Source organism: Halegenticoccus tardaugens, assembly GCF_004116405.1.
Taxonomy (GTDB): domain Archaea; phylum Halobacteriota; class Halobacteria; order Halobacteriales; family Haloferacaceae; genus Halegenticoccus; species Halegenticoccus tardaugens.
Genome location: NZ_SDIC01000002.1, coordinates 657,631 through 672,653, shown reverse-complemented (window position 1 = coordinate 672,653; position 15,023 = coordinate 657,631). Strand labels below are relative to the sequence as shown.

Here is a 15,023-nt window from a genome sequence, read left to right as displayed (position 1 = left end):
ACTAGAGACCTCCAGTTCGGAATCCTTCGAGAATACTCTCTTGCAACTTGTACACCAATAAGAACGGGGGAATAGACATTAGCACCGATGCTGCCATGATCTGTCCCCAATAGACAGTGTTCTGTTCTGTGAACGTCTGTACAGCGGGTGGAAGTGTTTGCATTGACTGATTCGGAAGGAGGATCGTGGCCATCGTGAAGTCGTTCCAACTGACTGCGAACGTGAAGATAGCAACTGCTACCATTCCCGGTTTCGCCATTGGGATCGCGACGTCCTTGAACGAGTGGAATCTGGACGCGCCATTCATCCATGCAGATTCCTCATAGGCGATGGGTACCGTCTGGAAGAATTTCCACATCATCCACATTCCAAACGGTAACGAAAGTGCGATGTGAGCAACTGCAATGCCGTGATACGTGTTTAACCAGCCTATCTTCCGCCATATCTGATATTGAGGAAATGCCAACAGGATCGGCGGAAACATGTAGCTGAATAGGATGAGTCGAGCAAACGTCTTGCGACCACGGAACTGCACGCGCGTCAACCCGTATCCTGCTAGTGTCGAGGCAGCCACGGTCACGACGATTGCGATGATGGCTACCAAGATACTGTTAAGGTACCATCGCCCGAAAGCTCGATTGACGAAGATCTGGACGTACGACCCGACGGTCAACTGTGAAATGACATCGATCGGAATCCAAGTGGGACTCTGGATGATTGCGTCGTATGGCTGAACCGACGCGACTATCATCCAGTATACAGGGAACATAAAGATCAAACATGTTAATGTCACCAGCACGTAGAGTCCATATTTACGGATCTTCTGCTTCCGCCTGTGGGGAAATTTATCTGATTCGGTAAACGAAGCGATCTTATTTGCAATCCGGTCTGTGTATACCATTACCTACCCACCTCCTCGGCCGGGCTGAACCCAGCGAAGTAGACTATCGCACCAAAGCCGAGGAACACGAACAGCGTCCCAGCGATAGCGCCAGCCGTACCGAGGTCAAAGTTAAGGAACGCAGTCTCGTAGATGTAGACTGGGAGCGTATTAGTTTCGTCTCCAGGACCGCCACCAGTTGCAACCCAGATAATATCAAATTTATTGAACATCCAGATGCCGCGCAGCAGCAGGACGAGCAGGATGACACCCTTGATCTGCGGGAAGGTGACATCCCGGAACTTCCGAAGCGGCCCTGCACCGTTCATCGTCGCTGCCTCGTAGAACTGTTGAGGGATGGACTGGAGTTTGGCGAGGACCATTATAGTGATGAAAATAGCGAATTTCCAACTGTTGAGCACGATGAGGCTACCCATTGCGAGATCGGGGTTTGAGAGCCAACTAATAGGTTTATTAAGAATTCCAATATCCATGAGGAAAACATTGAGGATTCCGTAGCTACCGTTAAGCATCAGTCGGAAGACCAATGCTACGACAACAGTCGGAATGAGATACGGCAGGAAGATCATCGCGCGGGCGAGGATGACTCCTCGAAACTCTCGCGATAGCATCAGCGCCACTCCTACGCCAACTATTAATTGGAGCCCCACCGATCCGAATCCGAATATTAGACTTCTCTTGAAGGCAGCCCAATATGATTGGCTCTCCAACAGAGCAGTATAGTTCTCCATCCCGACCCACGTCCACGTTGGGCTAAGTGCACTAGCTTCGTGGAAACTGAGGTTGAGTGCCCATATGACGGGTATAAACGCGGCTAGTATCATCAATGCCAAGGCCGGCCCGATGGTCATACCCAATAATATGGCATCCCGCTCGAACAGCGACGAGAGAATGTTCTCATAGGATTGTCGAGTCTTACTAATCCGGTCTAATACCGTGTCGTCGATTGTACTCATAACTGTGATTCACCCATGGTTTAGACCTTGTGTCTATCTCTCATAACCCAATCGTATATATAATTTCTCACCTTCATTTATATATTTTAATTTTTTGGTCATTAATTAATTACAATGATTCCTCAAGGTCACTAATTCCAGTGTCTATTGCTTCCTCAACTGACTTATTGTTGCCCACATGCTGGAATATCATATTACCAAGACCCAACGACATGAACATATCTGACGTCTCGGGATTCGGTGGGCTCGTTTCGTAGGATAGTGCCCGACCTTTCGGTATCTGATCAAGATACATCTTAAGCTGCTCCTCTGTCATCGATTCGTTGACCATATCGACATCCCAAACCTCGTGCGTCGGGTCTTGCATTTCCTTACCGAGGGGCGCGTTGTGGACAGGGGCCATTTGAAGCAACTCCATCCATAGGTCCTGATCCATCATTATAGAGGCGACATATTTTTTTGCAGGTTCTGGCTGGCTGCTGCCCTCTACGAAGCCCCATCCGGATGGGAACGTATAATCCCATGAGTTATCAGCGTTCCCCACGTTTGGGAACGGGCCGGGAAGGACGTCCTGCGCAAAGTCCCGATCACGTTCCCAAGCCTGTAGCTGAGGACGAGCACCGCCATAGAACGCCTCCGCTACTTTGCCGTCCGCAAAGGAGTCGATGGCTTCAGTCCAACTCCAGGTACTGGTATTGGGGGCGTATTGGTAGTGCTCCTTCATTCCTTTGAGGAATTCACCAATGTCATTTCGGTGATCCCCCAGGGCAACCTTCACTTCGTCCCCTTCCCGCTTGCTCATGGTGATGCCACGAGCCCAGAGATGACACAGGGCGGTATTAGTCCCGTAGAGTTCTGCACTAACACCGAGAGCTCCGCCGCGTAGGTTGTTGTTAGCCTCGTCAGCCATTTGGAGGAACTCTCCCCATTCCTCGAAGGTGCCAGGGGTACCGTTTTTGGCGCTACCCTCGAACCCAATGTCCTCAATTACATCGCCGCGGTACCAACGTACATTCGGGCAGCAGAAGGACGGCCACCATCTGTCCTTACCGTCCTGCTTGATTCGGAACTCCTTGGTAAAGTTCACTTCATTCATGAAGTCGTCAACGAAGCCCGTAACATCCCGGAGCAGGTTATCGCCCACGTACTGACCAACGTTGAAGTCCTCGAGATTAATGATATCCGGAGGATTACCAGCCTGCACGAGCTGGGCGATGCGTTCGTTGTAGCCTGTGTCCCAAGCATATGTGATTTCGACCTTCTGTCCGTTTTCCTCTTCGAATTTACTGGCAGTCTTATCCCAGAATTTTTGGAACGTTGGGGACTGCTCCATTGAAATATAGTGTACAGCCTCCTTACTTGGGGCACCCCCAGATTCGTTCCCACTACCACCGCCACCACCGCCACCACCGGTACAGCCAGCCAGCAGCGTAGTTCCAGCCGCAGCCGCGGTTGTAACTCCCTTCAGAAAGTTTCGACGGGATTCCCCATCGTCAACTGCTTTCGGTCGGTCGCCAGTTCCCTCTTGGCCCTCTTTAACTTCCGTATTATCGTTCTCAAGTGGCATAGTGATTCACATGCCTCCTCGCATGATAGATGGTGTCAAGTGGTGTGATGCACACTCTCTACCATACGCTGGACACCAATTTATAGGAATGGAAATACATAAATGTAATTAATTTCCTCCAATCCAACTCGTCAATAAATGCTGAAGGATACGAGTACCGAGAGTTTGCCCGCTATGTGAGATCCCCACTCCCCCACCCAACACCTGGCGGACTCATTGGATTTCCGTCGGGTCCGAGGTCAGGTACCTCTCCGCCGGTTCGCGGAAGCAAGGCGTCGATACGGAGGATCGAAATCGCCGCCTCGGTTCCTGACTGGAGTGAGAGGCGTTTCGATTCGTGTGGTTCAATGATTCCCCACTCGTAGGCCAGGGTTATATCGCCATTTTCTATGTCGAGGGCCGCGTCATCGGTCCCATCGGCATGGGCCTTTTTCAGCCGTGGCAAGGTGTCCAGTGCGTCATAGCCGGCATTTTGTATTAGCTGTATAACAGTCGATTCGAGCGCGTCGGCGTATGCCTCTGTGGCGAGCGTCGTCCGCTCCCCAACACGGGTCGCGACATCTCTAATTGCGTGAGCAGCTTCGAGTTCCGATGCTCCACCACCAGGAACAGCCCGCGGGTCGTCGTAGACGGCCGCGATCGATCCAATACCTTGCTTCAGGATACGTTTTGCTTGATCTGATCCTGAGGCCGTCCCAGCATGGACAACGATCGAGACAATATCAGGGTCTTCACAGTCGGCGAAGAGAACACCATTGATGGTGCCTGAACCAATATTTGTTACCGTTACCCGGCCAGCGTGTCCGAGACTCGCGCTCTCGATATCCTCAGGAGGTACGGTGGTCCCACCGACGGCCCTATGCACACGTGCGAAGTCCTCCGCTGAAACGTCGCTTTTGTGAAAGACGAGTATTCCCTCAGCGGCGAGCTCATAAATGACGGAGCTGTCGAGGTTCCCTCGACAAACAACCACGTCGGCTCCACTCTCAACAATAGCTTGGACGCGCCCTTCGAACACCTGACGAGCGGATTCAGTAATACCATCAATTGCCTCTACACTACCGAATGTGACACTTTCTTCGCCGATTAATTCCTTCGGGTTTGACTTTGTGACGGGGGCGGAAAGCAGCAATATGTCGGCGTCAACGATGTCTTTGGGCATATCATGGTGAGGCAGGTTAGCGCGTAAGATAGCACCTGCGACTACTCTTGAACGGTCGAGACTTAGACGAATACTTTCCTCGAAGTATACCTGTTTAATCTCCACGTTAGGTGCGAGCACTGCCGCTGCATCCAGGGCGACCTGCCGAAGGTGTTTGATCTGTGTATCGGTGAGTCGTCCGCTAGTTGCCGTTGAGACAAGTGCGTACTGTTCGCGCTTGTTTAATTCGAGCGGGACGGCCATATCTTTGAGCGCTTTTTCGGCCGTGACGCGGGCACGCTCGAAACCGTGTGCTATCTCAACAGGGGCGAGACCGTACTCGACAAGAGCTTCAGCTTCTTCGAGCAGTGCACAGGCGAGAAGCACCGCAAACGTCGAACCGTCCGCGTAATATTCAGAAGATTTACAAGAATCGGCGATGAGCTGCGCCACCGGATTGTCAACGTTCACTCGGTCGAGAATGTCCGTTCCTTGCTTCGATATGTATCCAGTTCCAAGATGATCGACGAGGAGTTTGTCTCTGCCACAGGGGCCGTACGTGGGACGTAGGACCTGTCCGAGCGCTTGTGCCGCCCGAAACGACTCTTCTCGAAACTCCCCACCTGTAAGTCGGGTCATTTCAACGAATGAATTCTGTGTTTTGTCAGCCATTATCACGCTGGAGGTTTCTAACCCTTTTAATGCTTCGGGAATATCGGGTGGATGCGCATCAAAACCGCCAAAATGTAACCATAAAGCGCTCGCCGTCCGTTTGTACGAGCTCTCAACAACGTCGTCTTGCGTACAATGTTATTCCCACGGTCCGAACTGCCACCTTCGGTAGTAAATTCCGACGTGGCGATACCGCTGAAACAGGTAGATTGCGGAAGTAAGCGACGGTGTCACGATGAACGATCCGATGATGTACGCCCACCACTTCGGTTCCCAGTCCCTTCCGGCGTCTTGAATCTCTCTTGCGTCGTAGTAGAATCCAAACATTGCAGCAATAGTGAACGTCAAGAATACGAAGAGCCATGATTGAAAGGCTAATAACGATTCCGACTGAGTTAAATTCAACGATTTTCCCATGAATAGAAATACATCAAGTACTATCGTCCACACGATGACTGCAACATGGCTCCACCACCAGTTCGAACGAACGGTCAACAATTGTGCATTCGACGACATTGACGGGGATTCGTGACTCTTCCCCAAATAGGCTCCGTCGTCGAGACCCAATCATGGAGAGTACCACAGAATTAACCGATACCCCAACTTACTTACCACCCATTATTGTGTGTTATGATTGCATGACGGTAGGAGTCATCGGTCTAGGAAAAGTAGGAAATGGTATCGGCAAAAATCTGATCGAGCAGGGATTCGAGACGGTGGGGTTTGATCTCTCGGAGGAAGCCTGCGATGCCGCCGCCGAAGAGGGTATCGAAATCGCAGAGGACAGTGCCGAGGTTGCAGAGCGAGCATCGGTGGTCATACTCTCATTACCCCATCCTGACGCAAGTCGTGCCGCGGTTGATGCCATAATCCAACACGGTAGGCCCGGGACTGATATCTTCGACACAAGCACACTCTCCGCACTGACTGCACGCGAGCTTGGCGAAATGGCCGAAGAAGCGGGCATGTACTACTTTGACAGCCCCATCACAGGGGGTGAGGTCGGAGCTCAAGCGGGCGAACTCACGATAATGATAGGCGGCGACCCCGACCGTATTGAGGCCCAGCAAGATATTCTCTCGGCCATCGCACGCAACGTTTACCATATCGGCGATGTCGGCGATGGACAGTTCGTCAAGCTCATTCACAACCACGTTGGCCAGACTACGCTCGTCATCTTCATCGAGGGGGTTTTCCTAGCCGACAAGTTCGGCGTTGATCCCTCAACATTATATCGGACGCTCCGGCACTGGACCCAGATTTACGACGATAAGCTGGATTCGTTTTTCTCCAATGAATTCGACGAACAATTCGATGAACACTTCGCCCTTGATGACACTGAGGGAATCTACCGAAATAAATTTCACCTCGATGTCGCCCACAAGGATCTTGTCGAACTCAAGGACCTTGCCGACAAGTACGAGACGTACCTCCCACTCGGAAACTTCGTCGAGCAGTTCCATCGAGAGGGTATGAATGCCGGTTACGGCGACCGGCCGCATCCAGATCTACTTCAATTTTACTCAGAGGTGTTTGATAGAGACATTCAGTCAACCGAGGAGAGCCGAAGCAAGAGCAGAGGCAGACTTATTTAAGATGTCTTGGCGGTCATTCACTTCCCCTTTGCTGCAGAATCGATAACCGTCATCCTCCGACAACAGCTTTCAGAGGTTCACCGGTTAGTCGTTACATAGCACATATCAACTTGAAGGATCGAACGGGCCTCTGAACTGAAGTTGGAAGTACGATGCCAAATTTCGGATGACCGACGCGGATGCCACAACATAAAGCCTCAATTGTGTTCGAACCTGAAGTGATTAGATCGAGTTTATGATTCGTAATATCGAAATCATGGCTAGCATCATCGACGAACTGACGGCATTCCTTGGCGGACTGAGTACACGTTGAATGTTGAACCATACATCTCATCATCACTGGACTCCGGTGACGAAGATGGTGCATAAATTCATTGGCTGTAAGTTAGCTTTAATCGAGGGCGCTACGCCCCCTTCCTCAGCGAGCGGCGAAGCCGCGAGCAGGGAGGGGAGACAGCGCCCGCATAGTTCACGTTCACTGCCTGCGGCAACTTTACTACCCGCGCGGTCGAAGCAGGTAGTACGATGCTCACCACGCTCCCGGCGGTGTTCAAGCGCGACAATAAGCGCGCACCGTCGGGTATGGCCGAGTGTCCATTTGGTAGGAGTGGGACACTCCGAACCACCCGTAACGGGAAGTCGCCTGCGGAGTCTGGAACCGCTGTGCCTTCGGGTGCAAGTTTCGACACAGAAACAGGAAGCTCCGACCTCAACAAGCGAGGGCCGGGTAGGCCCGAGTGCGGGAGGTCGGAGTAGTTCACAATCAATGGCCTAGACACCACCTATGGGTTGGCTGACGCCGAGACCATCGCGACGGCCGACAAGCAACCGGCGTTCGTCGTCCTTCCGGACGTTCACGGCCCTGACGAGCTCGAAATTGTCTCGTCGGTGTTCGACGCCCACGGCGCAGATGTCGACATACTACCGCTCATTGAGAAGCCGTCGGCGGTGTTCACAGCACAGGAGATCGCGAACGTGAACGATAGTGTCTACGGGTTAGGCTTCGCTGCCATTGACTATCAAAGGGAAATGGGAATATCTATCCTTGACGAGAACGACCTTTCAGTCCCCCAATACCTCATCTCAATGGCTGCTCACAGTGCGGACGTTTTGCCCATCGACAAACCCACCCTTTGTGACGTTGACGATACCAGGCGCCTCCGAGCTGAGGCTGACGCAGCTGCTGCTATGGGGTACAGCGCCAAATTTGCCATGACTAACGAACAGGCTCGTGTTATCAATGATGCTTTCACTCCGTCCCAGGAAGTGGTTGAGCGTGCAAAGCGGTTCGTCGAAACCTTCGAGGCGCAGGACGAGGGACTAGTTACTATCGACGGCGTCGCCGTCGACAAGCCGGTCATTACGCAGCTACGTGACGTCCTAGTGCGCGCTGAGCGAGCCCGACGCGATGGCTAACATCTACATCATTTGGCCCAATCCCGTACTGTCGTCCGATTAGCGTCTCGGACTGGGCGAGGTCGATACCGGCGACGATTTCCGTCTCGAACCGTTCAACAAGTTAATTGACAGACCCCCCAACTCCACTGTAGCTCAGCCGTACATATCCGGGTTTCGGTAGTACGCCAACCTCTTCACTACTCACCTGAAGGGTACTGCCGGTAACGTCTGAGGCCGTTTCGCTCGCGAGGTAGCCTATTATGGGCATAATGTCATGGGGGTCTACCTTCCGTTCGAAGGAATTATCCGAAGATTTATTCGACATCCACGTTGTTGCACTAGATAGTATATTCTCTTCAAGGATAGGGTGTACTCCTGTATTTCGTGATTATTATCCCAACGAATTGGTGCGGCATTCATTTCAGCCACATATCCTACAACCTACAATAAAGTATATGTGAGACCCAATCAGTGTACGTACTGATGTCGGAAGGTAATCAACTTGGAGGCCAATATATCGCTGGCGAATGGCGAGAGGCTTCTGGAACAGAGAGCATAGAAGTGCGTAATCCAACGACCGAAGAGGTAATCGCCGATATCCCGAATGCGACCCCCGAGGAGATCGATTCGGCTATCGACTCCGCCGCCGAGGCCCAAATTGACTGGGGACGCCGGCCGGCGCACGAACGAGGCGAGCTCGTCCGTGAGGTTGCAGAACTTATGTTAACCAACCAATCGGAACTCGCTGACCTCATCGTCGAAGAACAGGGAAAACCTCGCAACGTGGCACTCGGAGAGATCGAGGCCTCTGCGGATCTCTGTGAGTACATGGCCGAGTGGGATCGTCGTATTGAGGGTGACATCCTTCCCGGCGATACACGCCGAGAGTCAATTCACTTGCAGCGACATCCACTTGGAGTTGTGGCGGGAATCATTCCGTGGAACTATCCCATCGCAGTCTTCATCCGCAAGTTCGCGCCTGCACTTGTTGCCGGGAACACCCTCGTTGCAAAGCCGAGTGAGGAAACACCCATTTCGACGCTCCGGTTGGCCGAACTCATCGATGAGGAGCTTGATCTCCCCGATGGCGTGTTAAACATCGTCACTGGTGGCGGTGAAGTCGGTACTCGACTGGTTTCATCTGACGCTATCGACATGATATCGATGACGGGAAGCGTCGAAACCGGGAAGGCCATCATGGAGGCAGCCGCCGACAATCTAACCAAAGTTTCGCTTGAACTCGGCGGGAAGGCCCCGGTTATTGTCTGGAAGGATGCCGACATCGACCAAGCCGTTGAGGATATTCTGACTGCGCGAATTACCAACACTGGGCAAGTATGTACATGCGCCGAGCGAGTATATGTTCATGGCGATGTCCGTGAAGAGTTCGAAGAACATTACGTCGAAGCGGCCAAAAACGTCACTCTCGGTCGTCCTGAGGACAATCCTGATATGGGACCCCAGGTCAACTCGCGGGAACTCGAAAAGACGGAGGCGGCTGTCAAACGGGCACGCAACGAGGGGGCGGAGGTATTGTTAGGTGGCTCTCGTCCATCGGGCACCAACTTCGAGAGAGGTTACTGGTACGAACCAACAGTCATTACCGATGTCAAGCAGGACATGGACATCATGCAGAACGAGGTATTCGGTCCAGTGACGCCTATCATGGAAATTGATTCACTGGAAGATGCCATTCAATATGCTAATGACTCACGTTATGGACTCTCCTCGTACGTATTCACGGATAATTACAGAACAGCCATGCGCGTCGCCGAAGACCTAGAGTTCGGTGAGACGTATATTAACCGGACGCTCGGTGAATCGTGGCATGGCCACCACATTGGCTGGAATGAGTCTGGCCTTGGCGGCGAAGACGGAAAATACGGCTTCCTCAAATACACACAATTGAAGACAGTTTACCACAACTACGACTAAATACACGGAGACAACAATGATTGGAAAATCCCACCACTACGGCGTGACAGTATCGAACATGGATGACGCTCTTGAGTTCTATCGTGACACACTTGGCATGGAAGAACTCGACCAGCTTTCCTTTGCGAGCGAGGAGTTTAGCAAATTCGTTGGCGTGGAGGATGTCGACGTTGAACTCGTCTTCCTCGATGCGAATGGTTGTGCGGTCGAACTACTCGAATACAATCATCCACCAGGAGATGATGCCAACGACGGTGTCTCAAACAATGACGTCGGCGCGGCCCATTTCTGTCTTGAAGTGGACAACCTCGATTCGGTCTACGATGACCTCCGGTCAGAGGGTGTTGAATTCATCAATCCACCACAGACCCTCGACAATGGAGCCGAAGTAGCCTACATGTACGACCCAGACGGTAACGTGGTCGAGTTGCTCTCGGAGTGAATCCGTGATGAGTGCGAACGACGGAGTGTTTGAGCGCATCCATCATGTAGCATACACTGTCGACGATATTGATGGCTACCGCCCGTTCTTCGAGGAGATCCTCGGCATGACATTCGTCGACTACCGAGAGATGCCAGATGCGGGCTATGATGCGGCAGTCTACCGAGTTGGAGAAACCTACATCGAAGTTCAAGAGCCACAGGGACACCCCGAAATAGAGGCATTTCACGAAGAACACGGTAACGGGTTAAACCACGTCGCATACGAAGTCAACGATCTTGATCAAGCAGTCGAAACGCTCGCTCAGCACGGCCTCGAACCTGAGTGGGACGAAGCCATCCTCGCGCCAACCTTCCCGGGATGTGAACTCCTCGACATGGATGTAGAGATGAGCAAGGGAATCTACCTTCAGCTCGTCGAGGAACTAGAAGACTGAGAATTATGTTGAACATTCCGTCACAACTCACCGAACTCGATGAACCGATTAAGGTCGGCGTGATCGGCGCCGGACTGTTCGGTAGGCGGCTAGTCGACCAAGTTGAACGTGCTCCTGGCATGCAGACGGTCGCCATCGCCGATCTAGAATTGGACAAAGCGGGAGATGCCTTCAATGGGGCCAACGTTGACAACGTCAAGCAGGTTGATGGACCTAACACACTCAAATCGACCATCGCTGACGGGATGCGGGCGATTGTCGATGACGGTGTGGTTCTAGCCGAGAGCGATGTCGACGTTGTTGTTGAGGCAACAGGTATCCCTGAAGTGGGCGCCCGCCACGCTTATACAGCCATCATGAATGAGACGCATGTCGTGATGGTTACCGTCGAGGCAGACACCGTCGTTGGGCCAACTCTCGCAAAGCTCGCCGATAGGGCCGGTGTGACCTATTCGATGGCGTATGGTGACCAGCCCGCACTCATCGCCGAGCTGTACGACTGGGCTCAGACCGTCGGACTCGATGTTGTCGCCGCGGGAAAGGGAAACCCATTCATTGATGAGTACAGGTATGGGACACCAGACGACGTCTTCGAGCGTTGGGGATTCGATGAAAAGTTTGTCAAGGAGAACCAGCTCAACCCGTACATGTACAACTCCTTCCTCGACGGGACAAAGGTAGCCGTCGAGATGTGTGCTGTCGCTAACGCGACGGGAATGAAACCAGACGTTGCGGGCATGCACCTACCGGCAGCCGAACTTGAAGAGATACCAGAATATATGCGCCCAAAGGAGGATGGCGGGCTACTCGAAAACTCTGGCGTCGTCGATACAATAAGCTCGCTACATCCCGACGGGAGTGAGGTCGAAAACGACATCGAGTTTGGAGTCTGGATCGTCACTACGACGCCGAATGAAGGTGTCCAAGAGTACCTCAACCAATATGGAGGATCTGGAATGTACGTCGCAAGCGCTGGTAAGTACCAGCTCTTCTACCGCCCGTTCCACCTCCCTGGGACCGAAACCTCCGTGAGTGTTGCCAATGCGGCACTCCGGAACGAACCGACTGGCGTCCCAAAACAGCGTGAGGCCGAGGTTGTTGGCGCAGCTAAGCGTGGTCTTTCGGCTGGCGAAGAACTTGATGGCGGCGGCGGATACACAGTCTACGGTCTGATCGAAGACGCCGAGACGGCTACGCTGGCCAACCATGTTCCCCTTGAATTGCTTGACGGGGCGACGCTCATATCCGATGTTGAAAAGGATGAGATTGTTACCGTCCAGGATGTCCAATTGGATCAAGAGTCATTTCTTTATCGACTTCGGATGCTCCAAGAGTCCGACGAGGCGTTGCGAACATAGCGGGCCTCTTTCTTTTATATCACACATATTTGTGAATGATGCCCTTGACATCCTCCCGCCCCTGAAGGGGCGAGATTCCCTCCGCGTTGGGATATTAAGGTTTACAGTCCACGACCTGTTCTCGCGGGGCGAAACGGCCCTCGCTACGATCGAACAGATGGACTGAAGGCTGTGCCAACCAGCCGTTACTCCTATCCTCCCGGTCGGAAGGACTCGGAGTTACTTTTCGCCGAATGTTCTCCGCACCGTTCACGTCCGCGTTCGCTACGGTATCGCACTCCTCGCAGACGTACAACCCACGTTCGACGCGCTGGTTGCCGTCTTTCGTTCCACAGGCCGAACACGTCTTTGAGGTATCGCGTTCGGACTCAACGGTCACGTCGATCCCTTCGGCTTCCGCCTTGTAGTCGAGTATCGACGTGAAGCGGTCGAACGCCCAGCCGTGAAGATCGAGGTTGCCGTGCTTCCCCCAGTTGCGTGACTTGCCGTTCTCGTCGTCGCGGATACCGCCAAGATCGCCTATGACGATGGTTCCGACGCCCCTCTCTACGCACTCCGAAACGATATGTTTCGAGAGAGTGTGCAAGAAGTGGGTTCGGCGTTCGGTACGCTTCCGATCCAACCGAAGCCGTTCATTCGAGCGGCTATCGTCGCACTTCGCCTTCTTTCGTCCGAAGTAGTATTCGTCCTCCTTCAGAGCGTTGCCGGGAAAGAGGATCGATTCACCGCCGAACGAAAGTGCGGCGACGTTCGAGATACCGAGATCGATCCCGGCAGTCTCGTCGCCCGGCGGTTCGGGATCGATCACCTTTCGGCAGACGAAGTGAAGCCGCCACTCGTCGTACTTGTGGACGGCCCGAACCTGTTGGATGTCCCACTCGGAGAGGTCTACGTCGGGGCGTAGCTCGTATTCGCACAGAACGAAGTCCGAACGGTGTTCCTTCAGGTTGCGACCTTTCGAGAGTCGAACGCGGGTGAACTGTGCATCATGCTTGAAGCCAGCCGCTTTGAACGACACAGTTGAACGTGGGTGCGAATCGCCGCGTTTGCGGTAGCCGGGCGGTCGGGCACGGCCATCGCCGTTCCGACGCTTTGCGAACCAGCCGTTGAACGCTTCAGCGAGTTCTTCGAGAACGCGCTGACTGGACTGAGAATGGAGGTCCGTGTAGCGTTCGTGGCCTTTGAGTTCGGATTTGAGTTCCCCGTCGTCGGGGATCTCGCCCGTTTCGTCCCACTGTTCTTGTGCGTAGTAGCGACCGACGTTCCAGAGTTTCGACGCGGCCCGTCCGAGTTGATCGAGGTCGTCACTCACCTGCCGTGGGTTTGTGATCGACGCTTCGAATGTTCGGTGGGTCCGCATCTGATTCGGGCTCCATAACCAGTTATGAAGCCCGAGAACATAATACTACCAATTGGTGTGGAATATCCCGGCCCGGCTTTCGTCGCCGGGTGTGAAGAACAACTTACGGCGCGTATCCCCGCCCTAAAGGGCGAGGTTTTGCGCCTGCGGCCCACATAATCAGCCATACCTACTTCGCTCAATCTGAGAGGCTCCCTTTGTGAGGGCAAACTTTTTGATGTGACCTGTGTCATATCATTATTGTAGAAACGATCGAGAGATAAAGTGTCTACCGCCGGAATTCAACGACTGTACCGTTTGCAAAACTTTGGCCACGACGAGAGAGTGTTATTCATCTAATAGCTGTTTGAGCGCCGCCAGCCGTTTGTCCCGTCGGTGGGTAATCGTCTTTGGAGAGGTGTCATACTTGAAGAATCCAGCGCCGTCTTCTATGCCGCCACGATTCGCTTGGAGATACTCCTCGAACAAGATGCTCGGTTCGTCGCTATCACAGAGGTGGGGGTAGAGATTCCTTGCATTGGTTTTAAAGAGGTCAAGGCCGGCGATATCGGTTGTCTCGAACGGACCAATAACGGACGTCCGGCGGGCGTATCCGTCCCGAACGGCCATATTGATGTCCTCTATCGAGGCAACACCCTCCACTGCGAGGTGCATACACTCGCGGATGACAGCGAACTGAATTCGATTCCAGACGAAACCAGGTATGTCTCGCTCGACGACTACCGGAGTTCTGTCGACCGCTTCGAGAAACGTTACCATCCGATTCACTGTTTCATCACGGGTCTCTTTGCCACGGATGACTTCCACAGGTCTCAGGAGATACGGTGGGTACCACCAGTGACAGCCGACGATTCTGTCGGCTGCTTCGTTGTCCGCTGCAATATCGGTGATGGGAATGCCCGAGGTGTTTGTCGCCAATATTGCGTCAGTCTGTGCCAAGTCAGCAAGCTCTGCGAACACCTTCTGTTTGACATCGAGATCCTCTGTAACGGTTTCAATGACGACCTCAGCATCACTGACTCCTGCTGCCCGATTAAGAGTGAACGAAATTGATTTCAGAGCCGAATCGGGAGTTACCGACATTAGCCCCTCTTCGTCGTGAAACCGGACGACCTTCCTAATACGCTCTCGAGCATTGTCGAGATTCGACTGCCGGTGATCGATTAGCGTCACATTCCAGCCGTATAGCGCAAAGTGGGCAGCGAGGCCGTGTCCCATGTTCCCTGCACCGATGATCGCTAGCTCTCCTGTCATAAGAGATA

Annotated in this window: 12 protein-coding genes; 6 read left to right on the top strand and 6 right to left on the bottom strand. The window is 53.1% G+C overall.

Annotated elements, in window-relative coordinates; translation table 11 throughout:
* Position 1: 1 nt before the first annotated feature.
* The 4 genes from C3L37_RS07255 to C3L37_RS07240 form a co-directional block, all read right to left on the bottom strand.
* Complete coding sequence (locus C3L37_RS07255; RefSeq protein WP_129113928.1) at positions 2 to 901, bottom strand: carbohydrate ABC transporter permease; 900 nt, start codon at positions 899 to 901, stop codon at positions 2 to 4.
* Positions 901 to 1,857, bottom strand: a complete 957-nt coding sequence (locus C3L37_RS07250) for a carbohydrate ABC transporter permease (protein ID WP_129113927.1) — start codon at positions 1,855 to 1,857, stop codon at positions 901 to 903. Before C3L37_RS07250 ends, C3L37_RS07255 begins: the two co-directional genes overlap by 1 nt.
* A gap of 109 nt (positions 1,858 to 1,966) precedes the next feature.
* Positions 1,967 to 3,424 carry an ABC transporter substrate-binding protein gene (locus tag C3L37_RS07245; RefSeq protein ID WP_129113926.1) on the bottom strand — a complete coding sequence of 486 codons (1,458 nt, stop codon included), beginning with the start codon at positions 3,422 to 3,424 and terminating at the stop codon, positions 1,967 to 1,969.
* Positions 3,425 to 3,596: 172 nt separating this feature from the next.
* Entirely contained in the window at positions 3,597 to 5,237 is a 1,641-nt protein-coding gene (locus C3L37_RS07240; RefSeq protein ID WP_129113925.1) for a TCP-1/cpn60 chaperonin family protein, read from the bottom strand.
* A gap of 638 nt (positions 5,238 to 5,875) precedes the next feature.
* Here C3L37_RS07240 and C3L37_RS07235 point away from each other — a divergent pair.
* From C3L37_RS07235 to C3L37_RS07210, 6 genes are all read left to right on the top strand, one after another.
* On the top strand, positions 5,876 to 6,832 hold the full coding sequence (locus tag C3L37_RS07235; protein WP_164974706.1) for an NAD(P)-dependent oxidoreductase: 957 nt from the start codon (positions 5,876 to 5,878) through the stop codon (positions 6,830 to 6,832).
* A gap of 762 nt (positions 6,833 to 7,594) precedes the next feature.
* A complete protein-coding gene (locus C3L37_RS07230) occupies positions 7,595 to 8,248 on the top strand; it encodes an HpcH/HpaI aldolase/citrate lyase family protein (protein ID WP_129113923.1) in 654 nt (217 codons plus the stop codon).
* 465 nt (positions 8,249 to 8,713) lie between these two features.
* Positions 8,714 to 10,165, top strand: coding sequence for an aldehyde dehydrogenase (gene aldA / locus C3L37_RS07225; RefSeq protein WP_129113922.1), 1,452 nt, complete (start codon positions 8,714 to 8,716; stop codon positions 10,163 to 10,165).
* 16 nt (positions 10,166 to 10,181) lie between these two features.
* Positions 10,182 to 10,607 carry a VOC family protein gene (locus C3L37_RS07220; RefSeq protein ID WP_129113921.1) on the top strand — a complete coding sequence of 142 codons (426 nt, stop codon included), beginning with the start codon at positions 10,182 to 10,184 and terminating at the stop codon, positions 10,605 to 10,607.
* A 7-nt stretch (positions 10,608 to 10,614) separates the two neighbouring features.
* The gene (locus C3L37_RS07215) at positions 10,615 to 11,043 is read left to right on the top strand and encodes a VOC family protein (protein WP_129113920.1); all 429 of its coding nucleotides are present in this window, start codon (positions 10,615 to 10,617) and stop codon (positions 11,041 to 11,043) included.
* A gap of 5 nt (positions 11,044 to 11,048) precedes the next feature.
* Positions 11,049 to 12,401 (top strand): NAD(P)H-dependent oxidoreductase, encoded by a 1,353-nt coding sequence (locus tag C3L37_RS07210; protein WP_129113919.1) that lies wholly within the window; start codon positions 11,049 to 11,051, stop codon positions 12,399 to 12,401.
* A 94-nt stretch (positions 12,402 to 12,495) separates the two neighbouring features.
* Here C3L37_RS07210 and C3L37_RS07205 read toward each other — a convergent pair whose 3' ends face one another.
* The gene (locus C3L37_RS07205) at positions 12,496 to 13,761 is read right to left on the bottom strand and encodes an RNA-guided endonuclease InsQ/TnpB family protein (protein WP_129113918.1); all 1,266 of its coding nucleotides are present in this window, start codon (positions 13,759 to 13,761) and stop codon (positions 12,496 to 12,498) included.
* A gap of 327 nt (positions 13,762 to 14,088) precedes the next feature.
* Entirely contained in the window at positions 14,089 to 15,015 is a 927-nt protein-coding gene (locus C3L37_RS07200; protein ID WP_129113917.1) for a 3-hydroxyacyl-CoA dehydrogenase family protein, read from the bottom strand.
* Between the last annotated feature and the right edge of the window lie 8 nt (positions 15,016 to 15,023).

What these genes read in the sequence shown, in the direction of transcription:
- C3L37_RS07235 (WP_164974706.1), top strand. Translation starts at nt 5,876, where the DNA reads ATGACGGTAGGAGTCATCGGTCTAGGAAAAGTAGGAAATGGTATCGGC.
- C3L37_RS07245 (WP_129113926.1), bottom strand. Translation starts at nt 3,424, where the DNA reads ATGCCACTTGAGAACGATAATACGGAAGTTAAAGAGGGCCAAGAGGGA.
- C3L37_RS07250 (WP_129113927.1), bottom strand. Translation starts at nt 1,857, where the DNA reads ATGAGTACAATCGACGACACGGTATTAGACCGGATTAGTAAGACTCGA.
- C3L37_RS07240 (WP_129113925.1), bottom strand. Translation starts at nt 5,237, where the DNA reads ATGGCTGACAAAACACAGAATTCATTCGTTGAAATGACCCGACTTACA.
- aldA (WP_129113922.1), top strand. Translation starts at nt 8,714, where the DNA reads ATGTCGGAAGGTAATCAACTTGGAGGCCAATATATCGCTGGCGAATGG.
- C3L37_RS07255 (WP_129113928.1), bottom strand. Translation starts at nt 901, where the DNA reads ATGGTATACACAGACCGGATTGCAAATAAGATCGCTTCGTTTACCGAA.
- C3L37_RS07205 (WP_129113918.1), bottom strand. Translation starts at nt 13,761, where the DNA reads ATGCGGACCCACCGAACATTCGAAGCGTCGATCACAAACCCACGGCAG.
- C3L37_RS07215 (WP_129113920.1), top strand. Translation starts at nt 10,615, where the DNA reads ATGAGTGCGAACGACGGAGTGTTTGAGCGCATCCATCATGTAGCATAC.
- C3L37_RS07220 (WP_129113921.1), top strand. Translation starts at nt 10,182, where the DNA reads ATGATTGGAAAATCCCACCACTACGGCGTGACAGTATCGAACATGGAT.
- C3L37_RS07210 (WP_129113919.1), top strand. Translation starts at nt 11,049, where the DNA reads ATGTTGAACATTCCGTCACAACTCACCGAACTCGATGAACCGATTAAG.
- C3L37_RS07200 (WP_129113917.1), bottom strand. Translation starts at nt 15,015, where the DNA reads ATGACAGGAGAGCTAGCGATCATCGGTGCAGGGAACATGGGACACGGC.